The following is a 17,967-nucleotide window of genomic DNA, read 5'->3' on the forward strand; positions in this document are numbered from 1 at the left end:
CGGCAGCAGATTTGCTCTGCTGTGGCCCGATACCAAAGACGCTGGACTCAGGTTGCATCGTCGCTCCCCCTTCCGCTCTCGATTTTCCCACACCCCAGGACGCCGAACGTCCATTTCACCAGACAGACAACTGCATTCTCTTCACGAGACGCCTGACGCCTGTCCGGGATCTGAACCTCTGGGCTCCGCACTCTGACCTGATCAGGAGATGCAGCTATGGCCGCGCGTAAATCTGACACCAAACTGTATGTGATCGACACCAACGTTCTGATTCATGATCCGACCGCGATCCTGAATTTCGAAGAACATCAGGTTGTCATTCCAATGACCGTACTGGAGGAGCTGGACAAGCTTAAAATGGGTAAGGCTGCCATTGCCACCGATTGCCGGGAAGCTATACGACAGATAGACAGGATTATAGGAGATGCCTCTCCGACTGAAATCGCCAAGGGCATCCCCATAGAACGGGCCGATGGAGGGTTCCAGGGACATTTTTCCATCCTGCTGGATACCTTCGACTCTCCCAGCCGCGCCCTGCCCAACGATCTTAACGACAACAAAATCATCAACAGTCTCGTAACACTTCAGGAAAAGTATCCGAACCGCGAAACCATACTGATCACCAAAGACATCAACATGCGTCTTAAAGCCCGGGGCTGCGGCGTTGGGGCTCAGGACTATCAGAACGATCAGTTGTTGTCTGACGTCTCACTCCTGGAGACAGGTTTTCATCGCATCCCCGATTCCTTCTGGGAAACCCAGTCTTCTGTTGAAACATTTCACGATGAAACCGGCACCTACCACAAAATCCCTCTGGCCAACCTGCCGGAAGAAGTGTTCGTCAACCGCTTCATCATTGATGAGAAAGGCTTCGTAGGTAAAGTCGACCGCATTGGGGAGGAGTACGCGCTGATACGTGACCTGCCAGCCGAACAGCTGATGCAGACCTCTGCCTGGGGACTCACCCCCCGGGATATGCCGCAGGCACTGGCCCTGAATCTGCTGCTCGATCCGGACGTGCACCTGGTCACTCTCACCGGTCAGGCAGGCTCGGGGAAAACAATCCTGGCGCTCGCCGCCGCGATCGAAATGACACTCGCTACCAAGCAGTTCAAGCGTATTATTGCCACCCGGAGTACCCGCGGTCTGGATGAAGATATTGGCTATCTGCCTGGCACCGAGGCAGAAAAAATGGAGCCTTGGCTCGGCGCAATCACCGACAACCTGGAAGCACTTCACAACGACGATGAGCACTCGAAGAGCAGCGTCGACTACATCCTGCAGAAAGTGCCTCTGCAATTTAAATCACTTAACTATATCCGCGGACGCAGTTTTCAGCAGAGTCTGATTCTGATCGATGAGTGCCAGAACCTGACGCCGCACCAGATGAAAACCATCATCACCCGGGCCGGGGCTGGCAGTAAGGTCATCTGCCTTGGCAACCTCGCTCAGATAGACACCCCTTATCTCAATCCGGTCAGTTCAGGTCTGACCTATCTGATCGAGCGCTTCAAGCATTTCACCAGTGGCGGAACCATTCATCTGGAAGGCTCTCCACGTTCCATTCTTGCGGAGTATGCAGAGACGCATCTTTGACGCCCTGCTGTCTGTGAACTATATAAAGTGAAGGCGCTTCGGCGTCTTCACTTTTTTATTCACCATCCTCTCTACCACGGAAGGGATTATGAAACAGGCAATTTTTGCGTTTTTGATGCTCTGGATTCTGCCAGCATCAGCAGAAGAAAAGATTTACGAACTGGAATACGAGACCGACTCAAACTGGGCGAGTATTGAAATACGGGATGATGCCGTATTCGTTAACGCCCCGGCCGACTCGACCATGAGTATTACTGCGAAAGATGGATTGCGGGCCTACACCATCTCTCCGAAGAAGGTGTACCTGCGGGCTAAATCCCGGGGAGTGGTCAATATGAATCTGTTTGTGAAATCCACGAACAACGTATTGGGTATCACCTTGTGCAAGGGCTCCCGCAACAGCTACGCGTGGCTCAAATCAGACCAGTCAAAACAGAAGAACGACCTGCAGGAACAGGATCACTGCGAGCAACACGCTCTGGTGCTGAACCTGTTCTGATCAGTCCTCGGCGTTCACAAGCAGGTGCCGGCATTCCTCAGCGAATCCGGCACCGACTTCGGCATAGTAGTTGAACGCCACATCGACACCTTTTGCTAACAGCTCCTGGCGCTCATCTTCATAGCGGGCGACCGCAGCAACACGTCCCTCATAACCCGCCAGCGTCATCATCTGAAGTGTTGCGCGCATTTCTTCCTGTGATGGCAGCGCAAGCATCACCAGCCGTACCTCACAACGGGAGGCCTGCTGCCAGAACTCAAGATCATCGGCATCTCCGGCGATCACATTGAATCCCTCACCCTTAAGGGATTTCACACGATCATTGTCAGACTCCAACCCGCAGACATCCGCGACTCCGTCTTTCTCTAACGACTGATAGGCACCCTTCCCTACACGCCCCATACCAATGATCAGGGCATCGACCTTTGCCGGTATTCTGACAAACTGATGCGCGCCCCGGCGCTCGAAACGGTTAATCTGGCGGTGGAACCGTGCGTATATATAGTGGGCTTTACGATAGAGCACCGTACTGATAAGAAACGACACGGACATGGCCAGCGCAATCATGACCAACCACTCATCACTCAGCCAGCCAATATCTACGCCCATGTCCGCCACAATCAGACCAAATTCGCTGTAATTGCTCAGCGCCAGAGACGTCAGGTACGCCGCCCGGCCAGACAACCCGAACAGGATAAACGTGAAATAAAAGAGGACGAATTTAAGTACCAGCAGCAGGGTCAGCCCTACCATCACCGGCAACATATCTATGTGCGGCAGCGCGGTGAATCCGATAGACAGAAAGAACCCGATCAGGAACAGGTCTTTGAAATTCATCAGCGTTTTATACAACTCCGAAGCCTTACTGTGGCCGGCAATCATAATCCCCATCACAAGAGCGCCGAGATCGCCTTTGACGCCTAACGCAGAGAAGGCCTCGTATCCCCCAAGCGCAAGAAAAAGCCCCATCAAAGGCAGCAACTCCCCGTGTCCGGCCTGGTTTGTCATCCAGTAAAAGACTGGCCGTAACAGTGGCAATCCCAGCAGAACGATCGCCCATTCCGAAGGCACCTTCCCTGTTGCCGCCACCAGGAAGATCACTGCAATAACATCCTGAACGATGAGAATACCGAGAGCCAGACGACCATGACGCACCTTCAGCTCTGACGCTTCTTCCAGCATTTTTACAACAGCAACGGTTGAAGAAAAGCTGAGCGCAAACGCCACCAGAGCCGCGGTACGCAGATCAACCGCAAAAGCCTCACTCAACCCCAGCCAGGTAGGCACCGGCAACGCAGCAATACCAAGCAGGACCCAGCTACTGCTCTGCACCAGCGTACTGCCCCAGACCTCACGTCTGATAAGTGCCTTAAGATCGAGCTTCAGACCGATGGTGAACAACATCAGCGTAATCCCCAGATTTGCCAGCTCATCGAGCATCGCTGTCGGCTCAAAGCCCGCGGCATTGAGTGCAAACCCAGCAACCAGATATCCGATCAGAGGCGGAAGCGTCAGCTGTCTGGCCACCAGGCCGAAGACAAAAGCAATAAGAATCCAGAGAAAATCCATAAATGTGTACTGTCAGTTCAGAATGTCGCTGTTAAACCCGAGTATACCTGCACATCTCCCAGGTTCTCGTCAAAACCGTAGGCAACGCCCAACACCAGAGGGACAGGTATCCGATAACCTGCCAGAAGCGTCAGGCGCAGATCGAATCCCATACCTGCAACGGCTCCTTGTTCAGCCTGATCGTAATCACTGTCCCAGGCCCGGCCACGTTCAAGATACAGACTTACCTGCAGATCATCAGCTCCAACCGGCCAGTATGACCAGTTGGAGTTAAACGCCTTGACCTGAGTACGGTACGTCAATCGCTGTCGTTCGTAATAGCGCCCCCTGAATGCAGCATCGTCGTAGCCTCTGAGGCTTAACTGATCACGGCCAAAGAGGGCTTCATCCTCCTGAGGAGGCAGCCCCCCAACCTGCCACTCTGGCGCGTCTTCGCCGGCATAACCGCCTTTAATATCGACCACCAGAGACTGACGTCCAGCGAGATCAAACCCGTAATTCCACCCTAACTGTGCGTGAAGGCCAGCATAATAATCACCAGAAAGTCCGAAATCTTCGATCACAAGCTGTGAGTAGCTTCCCCAGGGAAGGGGTGAATTCAACGCAGTCTTCTGCAGGTTAACCACACCTGCGAGGCCCAGCGACGTTGACTGAAAGGCACGTTCCCCAAGTAACGTCACTCCTGGTTCAACATCGACGACTTCGGAGCGTTGATGCACCAGACCCGCGTGTATACCAACCCGGTCCCGCCATCCTCTGAGAAGCCACAGCCTCGCCAGTGTGGCCTGATCTTCTTCCAGGATCGTCCGACCTTCCACTGACTCCAGCAACTCGAAAAAACTGTGGGTCCGTTCATACCTCAGCTCCCAGCGCTCAAACTGATACTGCAGATTCCAGTTAGGCGCCGCCTCTTCAGATCCATAGGTCAGCTGCAACTGATAAAGATGACGGCCAAGAGCATCTGTCCCTCCGGTCACCAGCCCCGCTTCTGTGCGACCGGAACTGGCGGCCAGATATGGAAGCCAGAAGTAAGGCCGCAGGGTACGCCATGGAGAATACGGCGCTGGTGACGTGGTCTCTGCCGCTTTCAGTTGCACAGGGCCATGAGTCTCCTCTCCACGCCCCGTTAAATAAGCAGTGGCCAGCGAAGGCTCCATATCTTGAGCGGCTTCAAGACTGACACTCCTGAACCGGAATCCGCCTGCGGTATATTCCTGATACCAAACTCCACCCTGCAAAGGTTCCGGTGATACCGCTGCCGAGTCAGAAGCGGCCACCAATTTCCCGTCAAGCGCCCGTATCTGAAAACGACCATCAATATCAGAGACAAAAATCACTGCGCCCTCTGAGGTGAAACGGGGGGACATTTCTGACGCAACCGAATCAGTCAGCCTTTCCCATTGGCGCCCTTTCATCGTGAAAGAGGCAATGTCCCAGGAAAGTCCCGACTCCTTATAGGCTGCAACAATCGTCTGGCCGTCAGGCGAAACATCAAAATCGCCGACAAGCTCACCGTATTCTCCCTGCCACAGCAGGCTTACTTCCCCTGCCCTGCTGATCAACAACAGACGGCTGAGACCCTGATCAAAACTGGTCGCGACCCATCCTGACGCGTCAGGCAGCCAACGCACATCAGCGAGACGCTCGTTTTCAGTCACCCAGCGCCAGCGGCCCTCACTGAAGTAGGCCAGATCACCCGTGTTGCGCCCGCTCGCGTACATATTCCGCCGGATCCCCACCAACTCGTCATCTGCTGAAGCAGCGAGGGCGACAATATCGTCGGCATCACCCAGCTTCCGACAATCCGGAAACTGATGACATTTAAGTAAGGCCGGACGGTCTTCATCATTACGCTCAATCAGATACAGGAAGTGAGACGACGCGGTACTTACCTGTTCGCGGTAAGTGTCCTGTGGCCCTGACCAGACAACGGCCTCTTCACTGCCGAAACGCTTGACCATGGCAAAATAAAATTCAGACCAGAGCTGTCCAAAACTTCTGCCAAAGGCAAGATAGGCAGAATCGTTCATTGAGACCCAGGGAATGATTTCGTTACTGTATAGCTGCAGCCAACGCTTCAATGCGTCTTCGCCATACGTCTTCGCCAGGTATTCGATAAAGAACGCGCCGTACAGATAATATTGCCCGTAAGGCCAGTCTTTGGCAGCGACTGCTGCGTTCCCCAGGGAGGCAAAGCGCCCTGCCCTTACTTCTTCCTGCATCTGCATCAGGTACCAGGAAGAAGCCAGACGCCCCGTGCCCTGCTCGTAATCTGTCTCGAGATACACGGCAAGCCCCTCAATCAGCATCGGTGTCGTCAGGCTGTGCGGGAAGAACAAAGGCATCCGGCCAAACAGATCACGTCCGAGTGCGGGGACAGGACCCGCCATTTCCATGTGGAGTACATGCACATATTCATGCCTGACGAGAATATTCAGCCAGTCCTGATTATCTTCAAGCCCTGAAAGCTCGTGAGGGGGTGTCAGATAGAGGCGTATCTGCGGAAACGGAAAAAACGTTGCCCAGCCGTTGGCGTCATCCTGATCATCAGACAACACCAGCTGAGTCCGGTGCACGGGGGGCTGCCCAAAGAAAGGAACCAGATCCCGGTGGGCCTGCTCAGCAACCGCCAGCGCTCTGCGTGCATGCGATTCGTAGACGTCTCCCACCGGATAATGGGCCTGAAAGTGATCGGACGTTAACGTTAACCAGCCATTCCGACCGGGACCGTCCCAGGCAACAGGCTCGGATAACGCAGGAAGAGCGAGAAGAAGCAGGCACACAAAGCGCAGAAGCATGAGTCAGTCCATGAATCCAAATCAAGGATGATAGCGACCTGGAGTGACACTTAAAAGCGCCGGATGGGTTCAAAAACCCACCTCCACAGAGTAGAGTCGCGGCTCCGCTAACAGGGCCATCGTATGGAACTTGATATCATTTATCAGGACGAGTATCTCGTCGCAATCAATAAGCCAAGCGGGCTACTTGTGCACCGCAGTGAAATCGACCGCCATGAGACCCGTTTCGCTCTGCAGCTGGTCCGTAACCAGATCGGGCAACGGGTTTACCCGGTACACCGGCTAGATAAACCCACCTCGGGAGTTCTGCTATTCGCCCGGCAGCCAGAAATTGCCAGCCAACTGGTTGAGCAGTGGCGTCAACGCGATGTTGAGAAGCACTATCTGGCCATCGTTCGGGGCTATATGCCCGAGTTCACCCATCTCGACTACGCGATGTCTCCACCGGTTGATAAGTACGCGAAGCACGAAAGAGTTAAACCGCCCCAGGAAGCCATCACCGACTTCATGTGTCTCGCGACGACCGAGATACCGGTAGAAATCGACAAATATCCACAGTCACGGTATTCGCTGCTCGACTGTCGGCCTTTTACCGGTCGAAAACACCAGCTACGCCGGCACCTCAAACATCTGAGTCATCCTATCATCGGAGATGCCCGGTACGGCAAAGGGAAACACAGCCGCTACTTCCGCGACCATCTGAATGCCCCCCGCCTGCTTCTGCATGCATGGAGCCTGAGTATGGAGCATCCGGTGAGTGGCGTATCAATGACATTGATAGCTTCGCCCGACCGGGTGTTCCGGCAGCTCCTGGAGAGATTCGACTGGCTTAATGCATTGCCTCCCGCCCTGTCTGAGACATTGAAAGAAGCCCCGCATCCGTCCATGGATGAATGGCTATACCCGGACGAAGATACCGGGGATCTGTCCTGAAGCCCCGAAATCCGGGGCTCCGCCAGTCTTACCCACAATATCTGTGGATAACTCTCTGAATAAGTTTTTGAAATGTTGCTGTAACCCGCATGAAACAAGGGCTCAGCTTAATCTGGTGAAAAATGTAACAGAAAATTTTTCTTTATATTTCAATAGGTTGCAAAACCATGGCCAGTATTGACAGTTTTATGACTAACGCCTGACGCACATACAGTCAAGCATTTGTCGATGTGAATAACGCAATTCGAAGTGAAGTAATTCTGTCAATACGGGTGACCTGTTTTTTTGTTGATTAACTGCAATTTTGTCGGACTTTGTCCAGTTCGAGTTTCCCACAAAATCTGTGGATAACTTTGTGTATAATAATTTAAAAAGTGCCACAATCCCCGTAAATATGGGCCCCCGATACAGATTGCTCAATTTTTAACCTAACAAAAAACCTATATTTTTCAATGACTTATAAAAATCAATAGGATGTTTCATGAAATCTACGCCAAATTGACACATTTTTTCGGCCAATTAAACAGGTGTGTATAAGCCAGCACCAATTTTGTTCTGGGTGCACCTCAAGTGCCCTTTTTTTGCAAGATTTAAGTGAATTTAATTTCGACGGGTTAAGAAAGGACATATGTGGGCACAATCAGCCCTGTGGACAACTCTGTGAACTGTCCAGTGATAACTCCCCATAGCGCCCACCCTGCGTAGAATCAGTTTTATGCACAGCGCAGAATGACAGTCTGCTGTGCACTTTTTAATGACATAAAAAAACCCGCCGGAGCGGGTCATTTTCTGTGCACAGGATCGTATCAGTTAATACCAAGACGTGCGGCAAGTGCCTGAGCTTCCATATAGCCCGGTATCAGTGCACCATTTTCAGTCACTATGGCAGGCGTCCCACTGACGCCGATATTTTTCCCCAGGGTGTACTGAGCAGCGACCGGTGAATCACACTGATCAGAGCTTGTCATTTTGGCGATCCTGGTCTGCAGGCGATCAAACTCTGCGATGGCCTGCTCGCGGGCTTTCGGATTCTGAGATGACCTTGCACGGCTATACGCCTGTGACAGCTCCCCCTGAGCCGTCTTAACATCTGTCATCGCCTGCGCCCGATCATCGACACACCAGACATGATTAATCTTCGCAAATGAATCGGTCGGTTGCCCCTGTTCATCCAGAATCCCGGCTCGTGGGAATGCCAGGTACCGGACCGTAATCCCCAGTGTATTCAGCTCTTCAACTTCACGATGCAGCTTCTGGCAGTATCCGCAGTCAATGTCGGTAAATACGTTAATCACCGCCTTCTGCTCACCTTTCGCTTTGAAGAGCACGGTGTCTTTATCCGGAATACCCGCCATTTCCTGAGCCCGTAAGGTATCCATGCGGGAGTTGGTGACGTTCACTGCACCGCCCGGAGTCACCTGATAGAGCTGATTGTCATAAACAAAATAGCCCAGATCAGGCGTCATATGGAGAAGACCACCGTCTGTCATCTGTACTTCCAGTATCTGGCCTTCACCCAACGGATACACCGCAGTCACCTGAGCAGCTGGCCCAAGCACGGATTTAAGCTGGTTTTCTGCCTGGCTTCGCAGATCGGTTTCTGCCAGAGCTGAAGCGCTGATCATGGCGCCGGCTAAGGCGGCCAACAGAGTCTTTTTCATAGTCGTCTTCTGTTCAGGTATCGGTGTCTGATGCGATTTACATCAGCATAATGTCTCTACTTTGCCTGAATATGGCAAAAAAAAACGGGCCAGAGGCCCGTTTTTCGTAAAGAAGAGTTAGATCTTCTCTTTGATACGTGCAGACTTACCGCTACGCTCACGCAGGTAGTACAGCTTAGCCTGACGAACGTCACCACGACGTTTAACTGCAATGCTGTCAACCAGTGGGCTGTGAGTCTGGAAAGTACGCTCAACGCCAACACCGTGAGAAATCTTACGTACGGTGAAAGCAGAGTTCAGGCCACGGTTACGCTTACCGATAACCACACCTTCGAACGCCTGCAGACGCTCACGGGTACCTTCTTTAACTTTTACCTGAACGACAACAGTGTCACCAGGGCCAAAAGCTGGGATCGCGTCTTTCAGCTGCGCGTTTTCAATCTGCTGAATGATTGGGTTCTTGTTGCTCATTGTTCGCTCCTTAACAGTCTGACGGGCTCTCAGCGTGCTCGTTCAGATATTCTGTCAATAACTTTTGTTGCTCGTTAGTCAGTTCCAGTTCTGCCAATAAGTCGGGTCTGCGTTGCCAGGTTCGACCCAACGCCTGCTTGAGGCGCCACTGACGGATTTTCTCGTGATTTCCACTCAACAGTACCTCTGGCACTGTCTGACCTTCGTAAACTTCAGGTCGGGTGTAATGCGGACAATCCAGCAAGCCATCCATAAAGGAGTCCTGCTGCGCTGACAGTTCGTGTCCCAGCACGCCGGGCACCAACCGGATCACGGCATCCATTAACGTCATAGCTGGCAGTTCCCCACCACTGAGTACGAAATCTCCGACAGACCATTCTTCGTCAACTTCGCGCTCAATCAGACGTTCATCAATACCTTCGTATCGCCCGGCAACCAGAATCAGTTTGTCGTGCTGAGCAAGCTCAAGTACGCCCTGCTGATCCAGCTTACGGCCCTGGGGTGACATATAGATCACCTTCGCGCCGTCACCAGCTGCTGCTTTCGCAGCATGGATGGCATCGCGCAGAGGCTGAATTTTCATCAACATGCCCGGGCCACCGCCATACGGTCGATCGTCCACTGTCTGGTAGTTGTCGTAGGCGTAATCCCGTGGATTCCAGCAGGTTACACTTACTTTATCCTGTTTGACGGCACGTCCGCTGACCCCTTGTCCGGTCAACGCCTGAATCATGTCAGGAAACAGAGTTACAACACCAAACCACACCGGTCTTCACTCCTCTCTGGCCCTGTTGGCCAGGGGTTAAAAATCCGGGTCCCAGTCTACCTGGATCATACCGCCGTCCAGATCGACTTCGAGAACGTATTGATCCACAAAAGGAAGCAGTCTCTGTTGCTGATCAACGCTGCCTTCGCAAGGCTGCACTGTCATCACCTGATTACCGCCACCGGAATCAAAAAGTTCTTTTACCTGGCCCAGTACCACGCCTTCAGTGTTAACCACTTTCAGGCCGATCAGCTGGAACCAATAATGTTCATCTTCGTCCAGTTCAGGAAGCTGCTCTTCGGGGATCCCGATGTCGCACTGATGTAAAGACAGTGCCAGATCGCGATCGTTTATTCCCTGCAGGCAGGCTACTAAACCTTTCCCCTGGGTCTTACCCTGCAATACCTTGAACTCTTTCCACTGGCCATCTTTACGGATGTACCAGATCGGGTATTCCAGAATATTGCTCATCGGATCTGTGTAGGAATACACCTTCACCCATCCTTTGATACCGAACGCAGTGCTGATTTTTCCGAGAACGTGGATGTTCTGGTCTGACACTGTGCTCTCCCCGGGGTTTACCAATTAAGCCTGAGCTTTCTTGGCGTCTTTGATCAGCTTAGCTACACGATCAGTAGGCTGTGCGCCTTTCGCCAGCCAGTATTCAACACGCTCGAGATCGAGACGGGTTGGCTCTTCCTGGCCACGAGCAACTGGGTTGAAGAACCCTACACGCTCGATAAAGCGACCGTCGCGTGGTGCGCGCGCGTCAGCTACGTTGATGTGATAAAAAGGACGTTTCTTAGAGCCACCACGGGCCAAACGAATAACTACCATAAAGTCGATACACTCCGGTCGTTTTATCAAGTGGCAAGTTTTGAGATCGCCTGCCGTTAATCATCCCACCTGTTTCGAGTCACGCTCAGCGTGTCTTCAGACAGACGGGGCCTATTAAAAGGGCGCGTAGTTTAAGTCAGCGGGCGTACAGAATCAAGACTTCCAGACGCAAGGCCCCCCGCGCCAGGCCAGACGGATAAATATCACCCAGAGCAATTGTAAAGCCCTGCTCTCAAGGTAGTATGCGCTTCACGAGTCTACTTCCTACCAAGGTCCATCAAAGCCACAAAAGGACAGTGATATGTACAAACACAAGCTTTACCTGTTCGGCTTTATCTCTGCCGCCGTGCTGATTATCGCTCTGGCTGGGGTCGCTGTTTCAGCACAGATCACCAAAGAGAACCTGCGACAGAGTGTCACTGCCCAGACCCTGTTATCGGAACACCAGATGCTCTCCAGTATCTCGTACCGACTGTTTAAGCAACTCACGGACGAACTCATCTTTGGTCGCAACGCTAACCAGGCGCTGGTCCGCAACAAACGACAGATGATTGAAGAGTCACTGCGTGTCATCCGTGATCTCGAAGTACAGCAGCGCGAAGAGCTGGGTCCGGACGTTACCCAGGGCAGTGTCGAAGATACGGATGAACTGGAAGCACTGATCGGCGAAATTATTACAGAATTCAATGAGGTCATCGCCCTGAATGACCAGACACCCCTCAGCCAGCAGGAGCGCCTGCAACAGCTGCTGGAATACACAATCGACAATAAATTCCGCGAAGCCATCAATGCCGCAGTGTCCCGCCAGAGCCGGATGGTATCTGCGACCAATGCCCGTATCGAAGCTCTTAACAGTGCCATTGTCTGGTTCAGCGTGATTCTCTGTCTGCTCGTCGGACCTTTCATCGTCTTTGGTTGCGTCTGGCTCTTCAACCAGCTCTATCAGCCTCTGACCGTCATCCAGGGCGGTACTCAGGTGATTGCGTCCGGCAACTATAACTTCCGGCTGCCTGAAAACCTTGACCGTGAATTCGATTCTCTTGTTCAGTCCCTTAACCAGATGGCTCAACAACTGGCCGAGCACGCCCAGCAGCAGGACACCATGCGGACCCAGCTACAGTATGAGGTCGATCAACGCACCTCCGAACTGACTGAGGCGAACAAACAGCTGACACTACTGGACGCCCGCCGTAAGCAGTTTATTGCCGATATTTCGCACGAGCTGCGCACCCCACTGACCATCATCCGCGGCGAAGCTCAGGTCACACTGCGTCAGAATAATCCTGTGATTGATGACTACCGTGGCGCGTTACAGACAGTGCTGGACCAGGTGGTCAGCCTCAGTCTGCTGGTCGATGATCTGCTGCTTCTGGCCAGAGCAGAGATCAATCAGCTGCGCCTGTATCCCGACACTATCCGGGTCGACGCGCTGATCGAGAACCAGCTTGATCACTGGCAACGTAAGTTTCCACAGCGTGAATTCCAGTTCACCAGACCGGAGGCCGAAACCCGGATCTACGCCGATGAACAACGCCTGCAGCAGATCCTGACGGTCCTTCTGGATAACGCGACCCGTTACTCACCAGCAGATACTCCGGTCGATGTGACTCTTACTGAAAAAGACAAATGGGTCGAACTGCGGGTCCGGGATTACGGCGAGGGAATCTCCCCTTCTGACGTGCAGTATATTTTTGAGCGGTTTGTGCGTTTCCGTCCGAGAACCGAGGGCTCGGGTCTGGGCCTGTCTATCGCCAGAGTACTGGTCGAAGCACACCACGGTGATATTCAGGTGGAATCTGAGCTGGGGCGCGGCTCGGTCTTTATAGTAAAGCTCCCTCAGGAGGTTGTCGGATGAAAGTACTGATTGCGGACGATGAACTTCCCCTGCTGAGCTTTCTGCGGCGTGGTCTGGAGTCAGAGGGTATTGATGTTATCTGCGAAAGCGATGTTCACAACCTGATCGCGACCATCAGTCACGAAACGCCGGATATTGCGGTTCTCGACCGTATGTTCGGGCATACCGACAGTCTGATGCTGCTGCAGAGTATAAAGCGCTTACCGTCGGCCCCGATGATTCTTCTGTTAACCGCTATGGATGATGTCGCCGACCGGGTGGAAGGGCTGCGTCAGGGCGCCGACGACTACCTCTGCAAACCGTTCGATTTTGAAGAGCTGCTGGCCCGCATTCAGGTACTGGGCCGACGTTCTGTTCCCAACGCAGATTCGTCAGTGACCTCCCTGAGATGTGGGGAGCTTGTATTGTCTGCGGAAGAACGGATTGCCCGCTATCAGGGTGAAGAGATTCCACTGACACGACTGGAGTATGATCTGCTGGAGTTTTTCGTTGAAAATAGCGGCAAAGTGCTCAGTCGTGAGCGTATTCTGCAGAGGGTCTGGCAGGCGGAGAAAGATCCACTCACAAATATTGTGGATGTTTATATCAGTCGGTTGAGACAACGCCTCAGCAGCACTATCGATATCCGTATCGAAACGCTGCGAGGAAATGGCTACCGGTTACTGCAGCAACCGACAGCCTGAGGGTGCTTATTTTTTCATTGGTATTACTTAATCGCCGACAGCAACTGTGGATTCAGAACCAGGTTGCGGACGCCGTGAGCGTGGTCTTCGTCAAAGCGGTTGTCATTACACCACTTGCCGACAGAATTAATGTCAACCACCGCAACTTCAGGACGGACACTCCAGCTCACCTGCAGAGGTGACCCTTTTTCGTTGTATGAAGGACCAGTAGTCGAACCTTCATACTCTACCGGAGTGCCGGTATCTGTTGGAATATTGGCCGCCTGGAAGTAACCATTCTGCTGACTGATCTGAGCCATCTCAACAAAATCGGCTGCGGATGAATCATTCGCCAGAACAATCACCTGAGCTTCCACACGCAGCTGCGGGTTCATGATGTTTTCCTGCAGACAAGCCCCCAGTGTCGGGCCTGGTTCGATCTGCGCAGTGGTGTGAACGAAGTGAACTTCGATTGTGTCGCCCGGTACCAGACCACCACAGATATCTGCTTTCACTGGCTTCAGCTGCTTTTTCTTCAGCTCGCCGTCAAACAGATAACCTGTGCCATGCCCCTGGCCGTCGCCATTACCTGCATACGTTGTGAACTCCCCACCTTTATGCTCGGCACCAATATGAAAGTGGATATTGCAGAGATTCATCTCGCTGCGATCAGGCGCAGTTGAAAACTTATTGCTGTTAGTGCCCGCAGCAACATCGATATCTCGCGGTGACTGCGGGCCAAAGCCTTTACCTTCGGTGTTCACGGCCAGTGCCGCACGTTGCTGTTCGATAACGCTGTCTGCAACATCTGTAATGGCTTCTTTTTTAGCGCCAGCCATTGCTATCGCAGGTGTCAGAATCAGACCCGCCAGCATCGCTGTTTTCATTGTTTTCATTACTCTGCTCTCCGTAGTTTGAGACATGGTGAATTGTCAGGGCACTAAGGTACCGGGAGAGACTGAAAACGGCCTGAAAAGAAGATTAAAAAAAGATTAATAATGCGTATAAAGGCATCAGCATAAGCGGAATATCCGCTCAAAGTTCCACTTTGCTTCCTGATCCGGTAAAGGGACGGAACTGCTCTATACACTGTGCGGGAGTCACGCCAAATTCGCGTCGGAATGCGGTTATAAAATTAGAGCTGTGATTATAGCCGGCCTGATAGGCGACCTCACCGATACTCACACCAGCCACCAAAAGCGCACGACGAGCCTGTTCCAGCTGACGCTTACGGATGTATTTCTGAACCGTCATATTAAACGATGACTTAAAACGTTTCTGTAATGTACTGACACTCATTCGTCCTTCTGCGGCAATCTCTTTTACGCCGGAACCATGTAAGACCGCACGGTCTACCAGACTCAATAACGCAGCGTCAGCGGCAGGAGGGTAAGCATGCTCACCCTCAGGAATAGCACTCAACTCGTGCAGACATTCGCGCACAATCGCAAGAACGAGGTATTCAGCATTCACCTGAGACTGCAGATCTGATCTGTTATCAGTTGTCATCAGTGACGTAACTGCGTCCAGAAGATGAGCAGGCAACGGCCACGCCTTTGAGCACCCATGATGACTGAACAATCTTCTGACGAAATCATCTCCAGATACCGACCGGCGCTCGAACCAGGACTGCGCGAGCGTGATATTTATTTTGCGGACACGGTGACCTGCTTCAAGGTAACGACTGAATATGTCCCGCTGACCGACAACCAGTGTATGCAGTAAAGGTACCCCGCCGTCTTCCACCGACGACGTATGTTTCAGGCTGTGCTTACGTCCACCAAGCGAAAACCTGAGATCAGCCTCGAACACAATATTGATACTCAGCCCGGGGGCGACCTCCGCTGTGCTGATCGCCGCCTGGACCTCGCAACCATCAACGACATGCAGAGAGATGTCATCTGAAATCTGCCTGTGCCAGAAACGCCCCTCCATCAGGTGTTGCCTGCGGTCTTCTGCCGTCAGGTTCTGAAGTCCAGCGCGACCATTCATTGCGCGGATTTCGTCCCCAGACACCCGGGGCGCACTTTGCTCGGCCGCATCAACAGGATCACGTTCCTTCATAACAATCTGCTCTTTTCGCATAGCAACAAACGACTCCCTGAGAGACACCTCAAAGGTAGAATAATAACGATTCTCATTTGAAAATCACGGATTAATATTAAGGAGTCTTCCGTATGTCCGCTAAGATACCTTCCGGTTACAGCGCCCTCGCAGTAGCGATCGGCCTGACTGTCTCTGCCCCTTCGATCGCAGCGCAGGTCACGACCGACGACGAAGCCAAACCACTTCAGCTCGACACTGTCGAAGTCTGGGGAACCGCAGTCATCTCTTCTTCCGTCAACATCGATGAAGACAGCATGCAATTGCGTCAGGCAGACCACATCTCAGATCTGCTACGTACGATTCCGGGTGTCGATGTCGGTGGCGCTCATTCGCTGAACCAGCGCATAACTATCCGCAGCATGGATGACAAAGACATCGACATCACCATTGATGGTGCGCGTCAGAACACTTACATGTTCCACCATATGGGTAACCTGCAGATCCACGCAGATATCCTTGAGTCTGTGGACATACAGGTTGGCAAAAACTCGGTTATCAATGGCGGCCTGGGTGGTACGGTGAAGTTCCGTACCAAGTCAGCAGATAAGTTGCTCCAGAAAAACGCGCAGTTCGGCGGCCGTCTGCAGGCCGGCTACAACAGCAACAAAGGTCACAGCCTTGCCGCAACAGGGTATGGCCAGCTCACGGAGCAGGTCGACGTTCTCGCTTATCACAACCATGTGCAGCGCGGTAACTACACCGTCGGCGGCGGTGAGATCCTGGATTCAAATGGCGATGAACTGGAAGGCACAGATGGCGAAGTTCTGGGTCTTGAAGGTACCCAGAAAGACAGCCTGTTGAAGTTCGGGATCGATCTTGATGCCAACCAGCGTCTGAGTATTGGCTACGAGCGCTATCGCGACAAAGGCGACTACAGCCAGCGCCCGGATATGGGACTCGCCACGGATCTGGCAATCGGAAACTCTCTTGGTATTCCATTAGAATGGCCCACCGAGTTTGACCGCGATACCTACACCATTAATTACGATGCTCAGCTGGGCGCAACGTATATCGAAGCCACACTTTACAACAACGAAAGTACCTTTAACCGGGATGAAACCGGCTACGCAGAAAACCCAGCGTTTGCCGATTCCGCAGGACGGGGAACCGGGATCGCACAACTACGCGGCGTAAACCTGTTGCTTGAAAGCTCGCTCAACGACCACACGCTGACCTATGGTATCGAGCACACCTTGTATGACACCGAGTACAAGTACGTTCTGACCAGCGGTGACACTGAAAGGAATACCGAAGATTCGGCGACCACCAGCCTTTATCTCCAGGATCGCTGGAACATCAAAAATACCGACATCATTATTGGTGGTCGCTATGACACGGTCGAACTGAACACGACACTGACAGACGACAGCTTCAGTGAATTCACTGCCGGTCTGGGCATTGAACAACAAATTACTGATGGCTTAAGCGCCGGCTTGCACAGCACTCAGCTGTTCAAAGCCCCAGAGGTAGCGGAAGTCTATGTTGGCGCTGGTTTATACGATACGCCAAACCCTGATATCGAAGCAGAAACGGGCATCAACCATGAACTGAGCCTGGATTACGCTGATGCAGTACTGGGTGCCGATAAATTCAGTGTTGGCGCAACTGTGTTTCAGACGGAGATCAACGACTACATCTACGACTACGCAGCCCGCGGTTTCAAAGACAACGTGGGTGATCTGACCATTCGTGGCTCTGAACTCTACCTCGGCTATGACATCGCTAACCTGCAAACCATGCTGACATTCTCACGCGCTGCCAGTGATCTGAATGCGACGTCTGAGTACCCACAATTCGATGGCGCACGCATCGACCGCCAACAGGGTAATACGTTGAGCCTGAACCTCGACTACACCCTACCCGCAACGGGAATTACGCTGCACGCTGACGTCCTGAATGTCGACGATCTGGACGATGCTCTGGATATCGATGGCGCTTCATTAGATAAAGCCAAAGACGGCTACACCGTTGTTAACGTCTCCGCACGTTGGGCACCTTCTACGGTCTCAGGTCTGACGGTAACTGCGGGTATCGATAACCTGACTGACGAGTTTTATGCATCGCAGTCAAGCCGAACGGGGGTATCCAATCACCCACGCTTTGGCGAATTGTACTTGTACGACTACGAGCCAGGGCGCAACTACAAACTGACTCTGGCCTACCAGTTCTGAAGAAATAGAAAGGTAGACGGCATCACGCAACGTGCTGCCGTCT

Annotated in this window: 15 protein-coding genes; 6 read left to right on the forward strand and 9 right to left on the reverse strand. The window is 52.7% G+C overall.

Annotated features, from left to right (window positions below):
* Positions 1 to 216: 216 nt before the first annotated feature.
* Both Q1L85_RS06875 and Q1L85_RS06880 read left to right on the forward strand, forming a co-directional pair.
* On the forward strand, positions 217 to 1,596 hold the full coding sequence (locus Q1L85_RS06875) for a PhoH family protein (RefSeq protein ID WP_300426045.1): 1,380 nt from the start codon (positions 217 to 219) through the stop codon (positions 1,594 to 1,596).
* Between the two features lie 88 nt (positions 1,597 to 1,684).
* Entirely contained in the window at positions 1,685 to 2,095 is a 411-nt protein-coding gene (locus Q1L85_RS06880; RefSeq protein WP_300426046.1) for a hypothetical protein, read from the forward strand.
* Here Q1L85_RS06880 and Q1L85_RS06885 read toward each other — a convergent pair whose 3' ends face one another.
* Positions 2,096 to 3,664 carry a cation:proton antiporter family protein gene (locus Q1L85_RS06885; protein ID WP_300426047.1) on the reverse strand — a complete coding sequence of 523 codons (1,569 nt, stop codon included), beginning with the start codon at positions 3,662 to 3,664 and terminating at the stop codon, positions 2,096 to 2,098. It abuts the gene before it with no gap.
* A 17-nt stretch (positions 3,665 to 3,681) separates the two neighbouring features.
* A complete protein-coding gene (locus Q1L85_RS06890; RefSeq protein WP_300432690.1) occupies positions 3,682 to 6,462 on the reverse strand; it encodes a hypothetical protein in 2,781 nt (926 codons plus the stop codon).
* Between the two features lie 123 nt (positions 6,463 to 6,585).
* Here Q1L85_RS06890 and Q1L85_RS06895 point away from each other — a divergent pair, with 123 nt between their 5' ends.
* On the forward strand, positions 6,586 to 7,395 hold the full coding sequence (locus tag Q1L85_RS06895) for a pseudouridine synthase (protein WP_300428502.1): 810 nt from the start codon (positions 6,586 to 6,588) through the stop codon (positions 7,393 to 7,395).
* A gap of 806 nt (positions 7,396 to 8,201) precedes the next feature.
* Here Q1L85_RS06895 and Q1L85_RS06900 read toward each other — a convergent pair.
* From Q1L85_RS06900 to rpsP, 5 genes are all read right to left on the reverse strand, one after another.
* Positions 8,202 to 9,056: a DsbC family protein gene (locus tag Q1L85_RS06900; RefSeq protein WP_300428503.1), complete on the reverse strand. Its 855-nt coding sequence runs from the start codon at positions 9,054 to 9,056 to the stop codon at positions 8,202 to 8,204.
* A 117-nt stretch (positions 9,057 to 9,173) separates the two neighbouring features.
* The gene (rplS, locus tag Q1L85_RS06905) at positions 9,174 to 9,527 is read right to left on the reverse strand and encodes a 50S ribosomal protein L19 (protein ID WP_300432693.1); all 354 of its coding nucleotides are present in this window, start codon (positions 9,525 to 9,527) and stop codon (positions 9,174 to 9,176) included.
* Positions 9,528 to 9,537: 10 nt separating this feature from the next.
* Positions 9,538 to 10,293 (reverse strand): tRNA (guanosine(37)-N1)-methyltransferase TrmD, encoded by a 756-nt coding sequence (gene trmD / locus Q1L85_RS06910; protein ID WP_300432695.1) that lies wholly within the window; start codon positions 10,291 to 10,293, stop codon positions 9,538 to 9,540.
* Between the two features lie 36 nt (positions 10,294 to 10,329).
* A complete protein-coding gene (gene rimM, locus Q1L85_RS06915; RefSeq protein ID WP_300428633.1) occupies positions 10,330 to 10,854 on the reverse strand; it encodes a ribosome maturation factor RimM in 525 nt (174 codons plus the stop codon).
* A gap of 24 nt (positions 10,855 to 10,878) precedes the next feature.
* Entirely contained in the window at positions 10,879 to 11,130 is a 252-nt protein-coding gene (gene rpsP / locus Q1L85_RS06920; RefSeq protein ID WP_300428632.1) for a 30S ribosomal protein S16, read from the reverse strand.
* A 301-nt stretch (positions 11,131 to 11,431) separates the two neighbouring features.
* On the opposite strand from rpsP, the gene Q1L85_RS06925 reads away from it, so the two are divergent.
* Together Q1L85_RS06925 and Q1L85_RS06930 are read left to right on the forward strand one after the other, a co-directional pair.
* Complete coding sequence (locus Q1L85_RS06925; RefSeq protein ID WP_300424460.1) at positions 11,432 to 12,985, forward strand: HAMP domain-containing sensor histidine kinase; 1,554 nt, start codon at positions 11,432 to 11,434, stop codon at positions 12,983 to 12,985.
* Positions 12,982 to 13,668 carry a response regulator transcription factor gene (locus Q1L85_RS06930; RefSeq protein ID WP_300432698.1) on the forward strand — a complete coding sequence of 229 codons (687 nt, stop codon included), beginning with the start codon at positions 12,982 to 12,984 and terminating at the stop codon, positions 13,666 to 13,668. Before Q1L85_RS06925 ends, Q1L85_RS06930 begins: the two co-directional genes overlap by 4 nt.
* A gap of 23 nt (positions 13,669 to 13,691) precedes the next feature.
* Here the strand turns inward: Q1L85_RS06930 and Q1L85_RS06935 are convergent, their stop codons facing one another.
* A complete protein-coding gene (locus tag Q1L85_RS06935; RefSeq protein ID WP_300424464.1) occupies positions 13,692 to 14,543 on the reverse strand; it encodes a delta-class carbonic anhydrase in 852 nt (283 codons plus the stop codon).
* Positions 14,544 to 14,682: 139 nt separating this feature from the next.
* Complete coding sequence (locus tag Q1L85_RS06940) at positions 14,683 to 15,711, reverse strand: helix-turn-helix transcriptional regulator (protein WP_300424466.1); 1,029 nt, start codon at positions 15,709 to 15,711, stop codon at positions 14,683 to 14,685.
* Between the two features lie 113 nt (positions 15,712 to 15,824).
* Here Q1L85_RS06940 and Q1L85_RS06945 point away from each other — a divergent pair, with 113 nt between their 5' ends.
* Positions 15,825 to 17,924, forward strand: a complete 2,100-nt coding sequence (locus tag Q1L85_RS06945; RefSeq protein ID WP_300424467.1) for a TonB-dependent receptor plug domain-containing protein — start codon at positions 15,825 to 15,827, stop codon at positions 17,922 to 17,924.
* Positions 17,925 to 17,967: the final 43 nt, after the last annotated feature.

Origin of the sequence: uncultured Thalassolituus sp. (assembly GCF_950066645.1) — a bacterium.
Taxonomy (GTDB): domain Bacteria; phylum Pseudomonadota; class Gammaproteobacteria; order Pseudomonadales; family Oceanobacteraceae; genus Thalassolituus.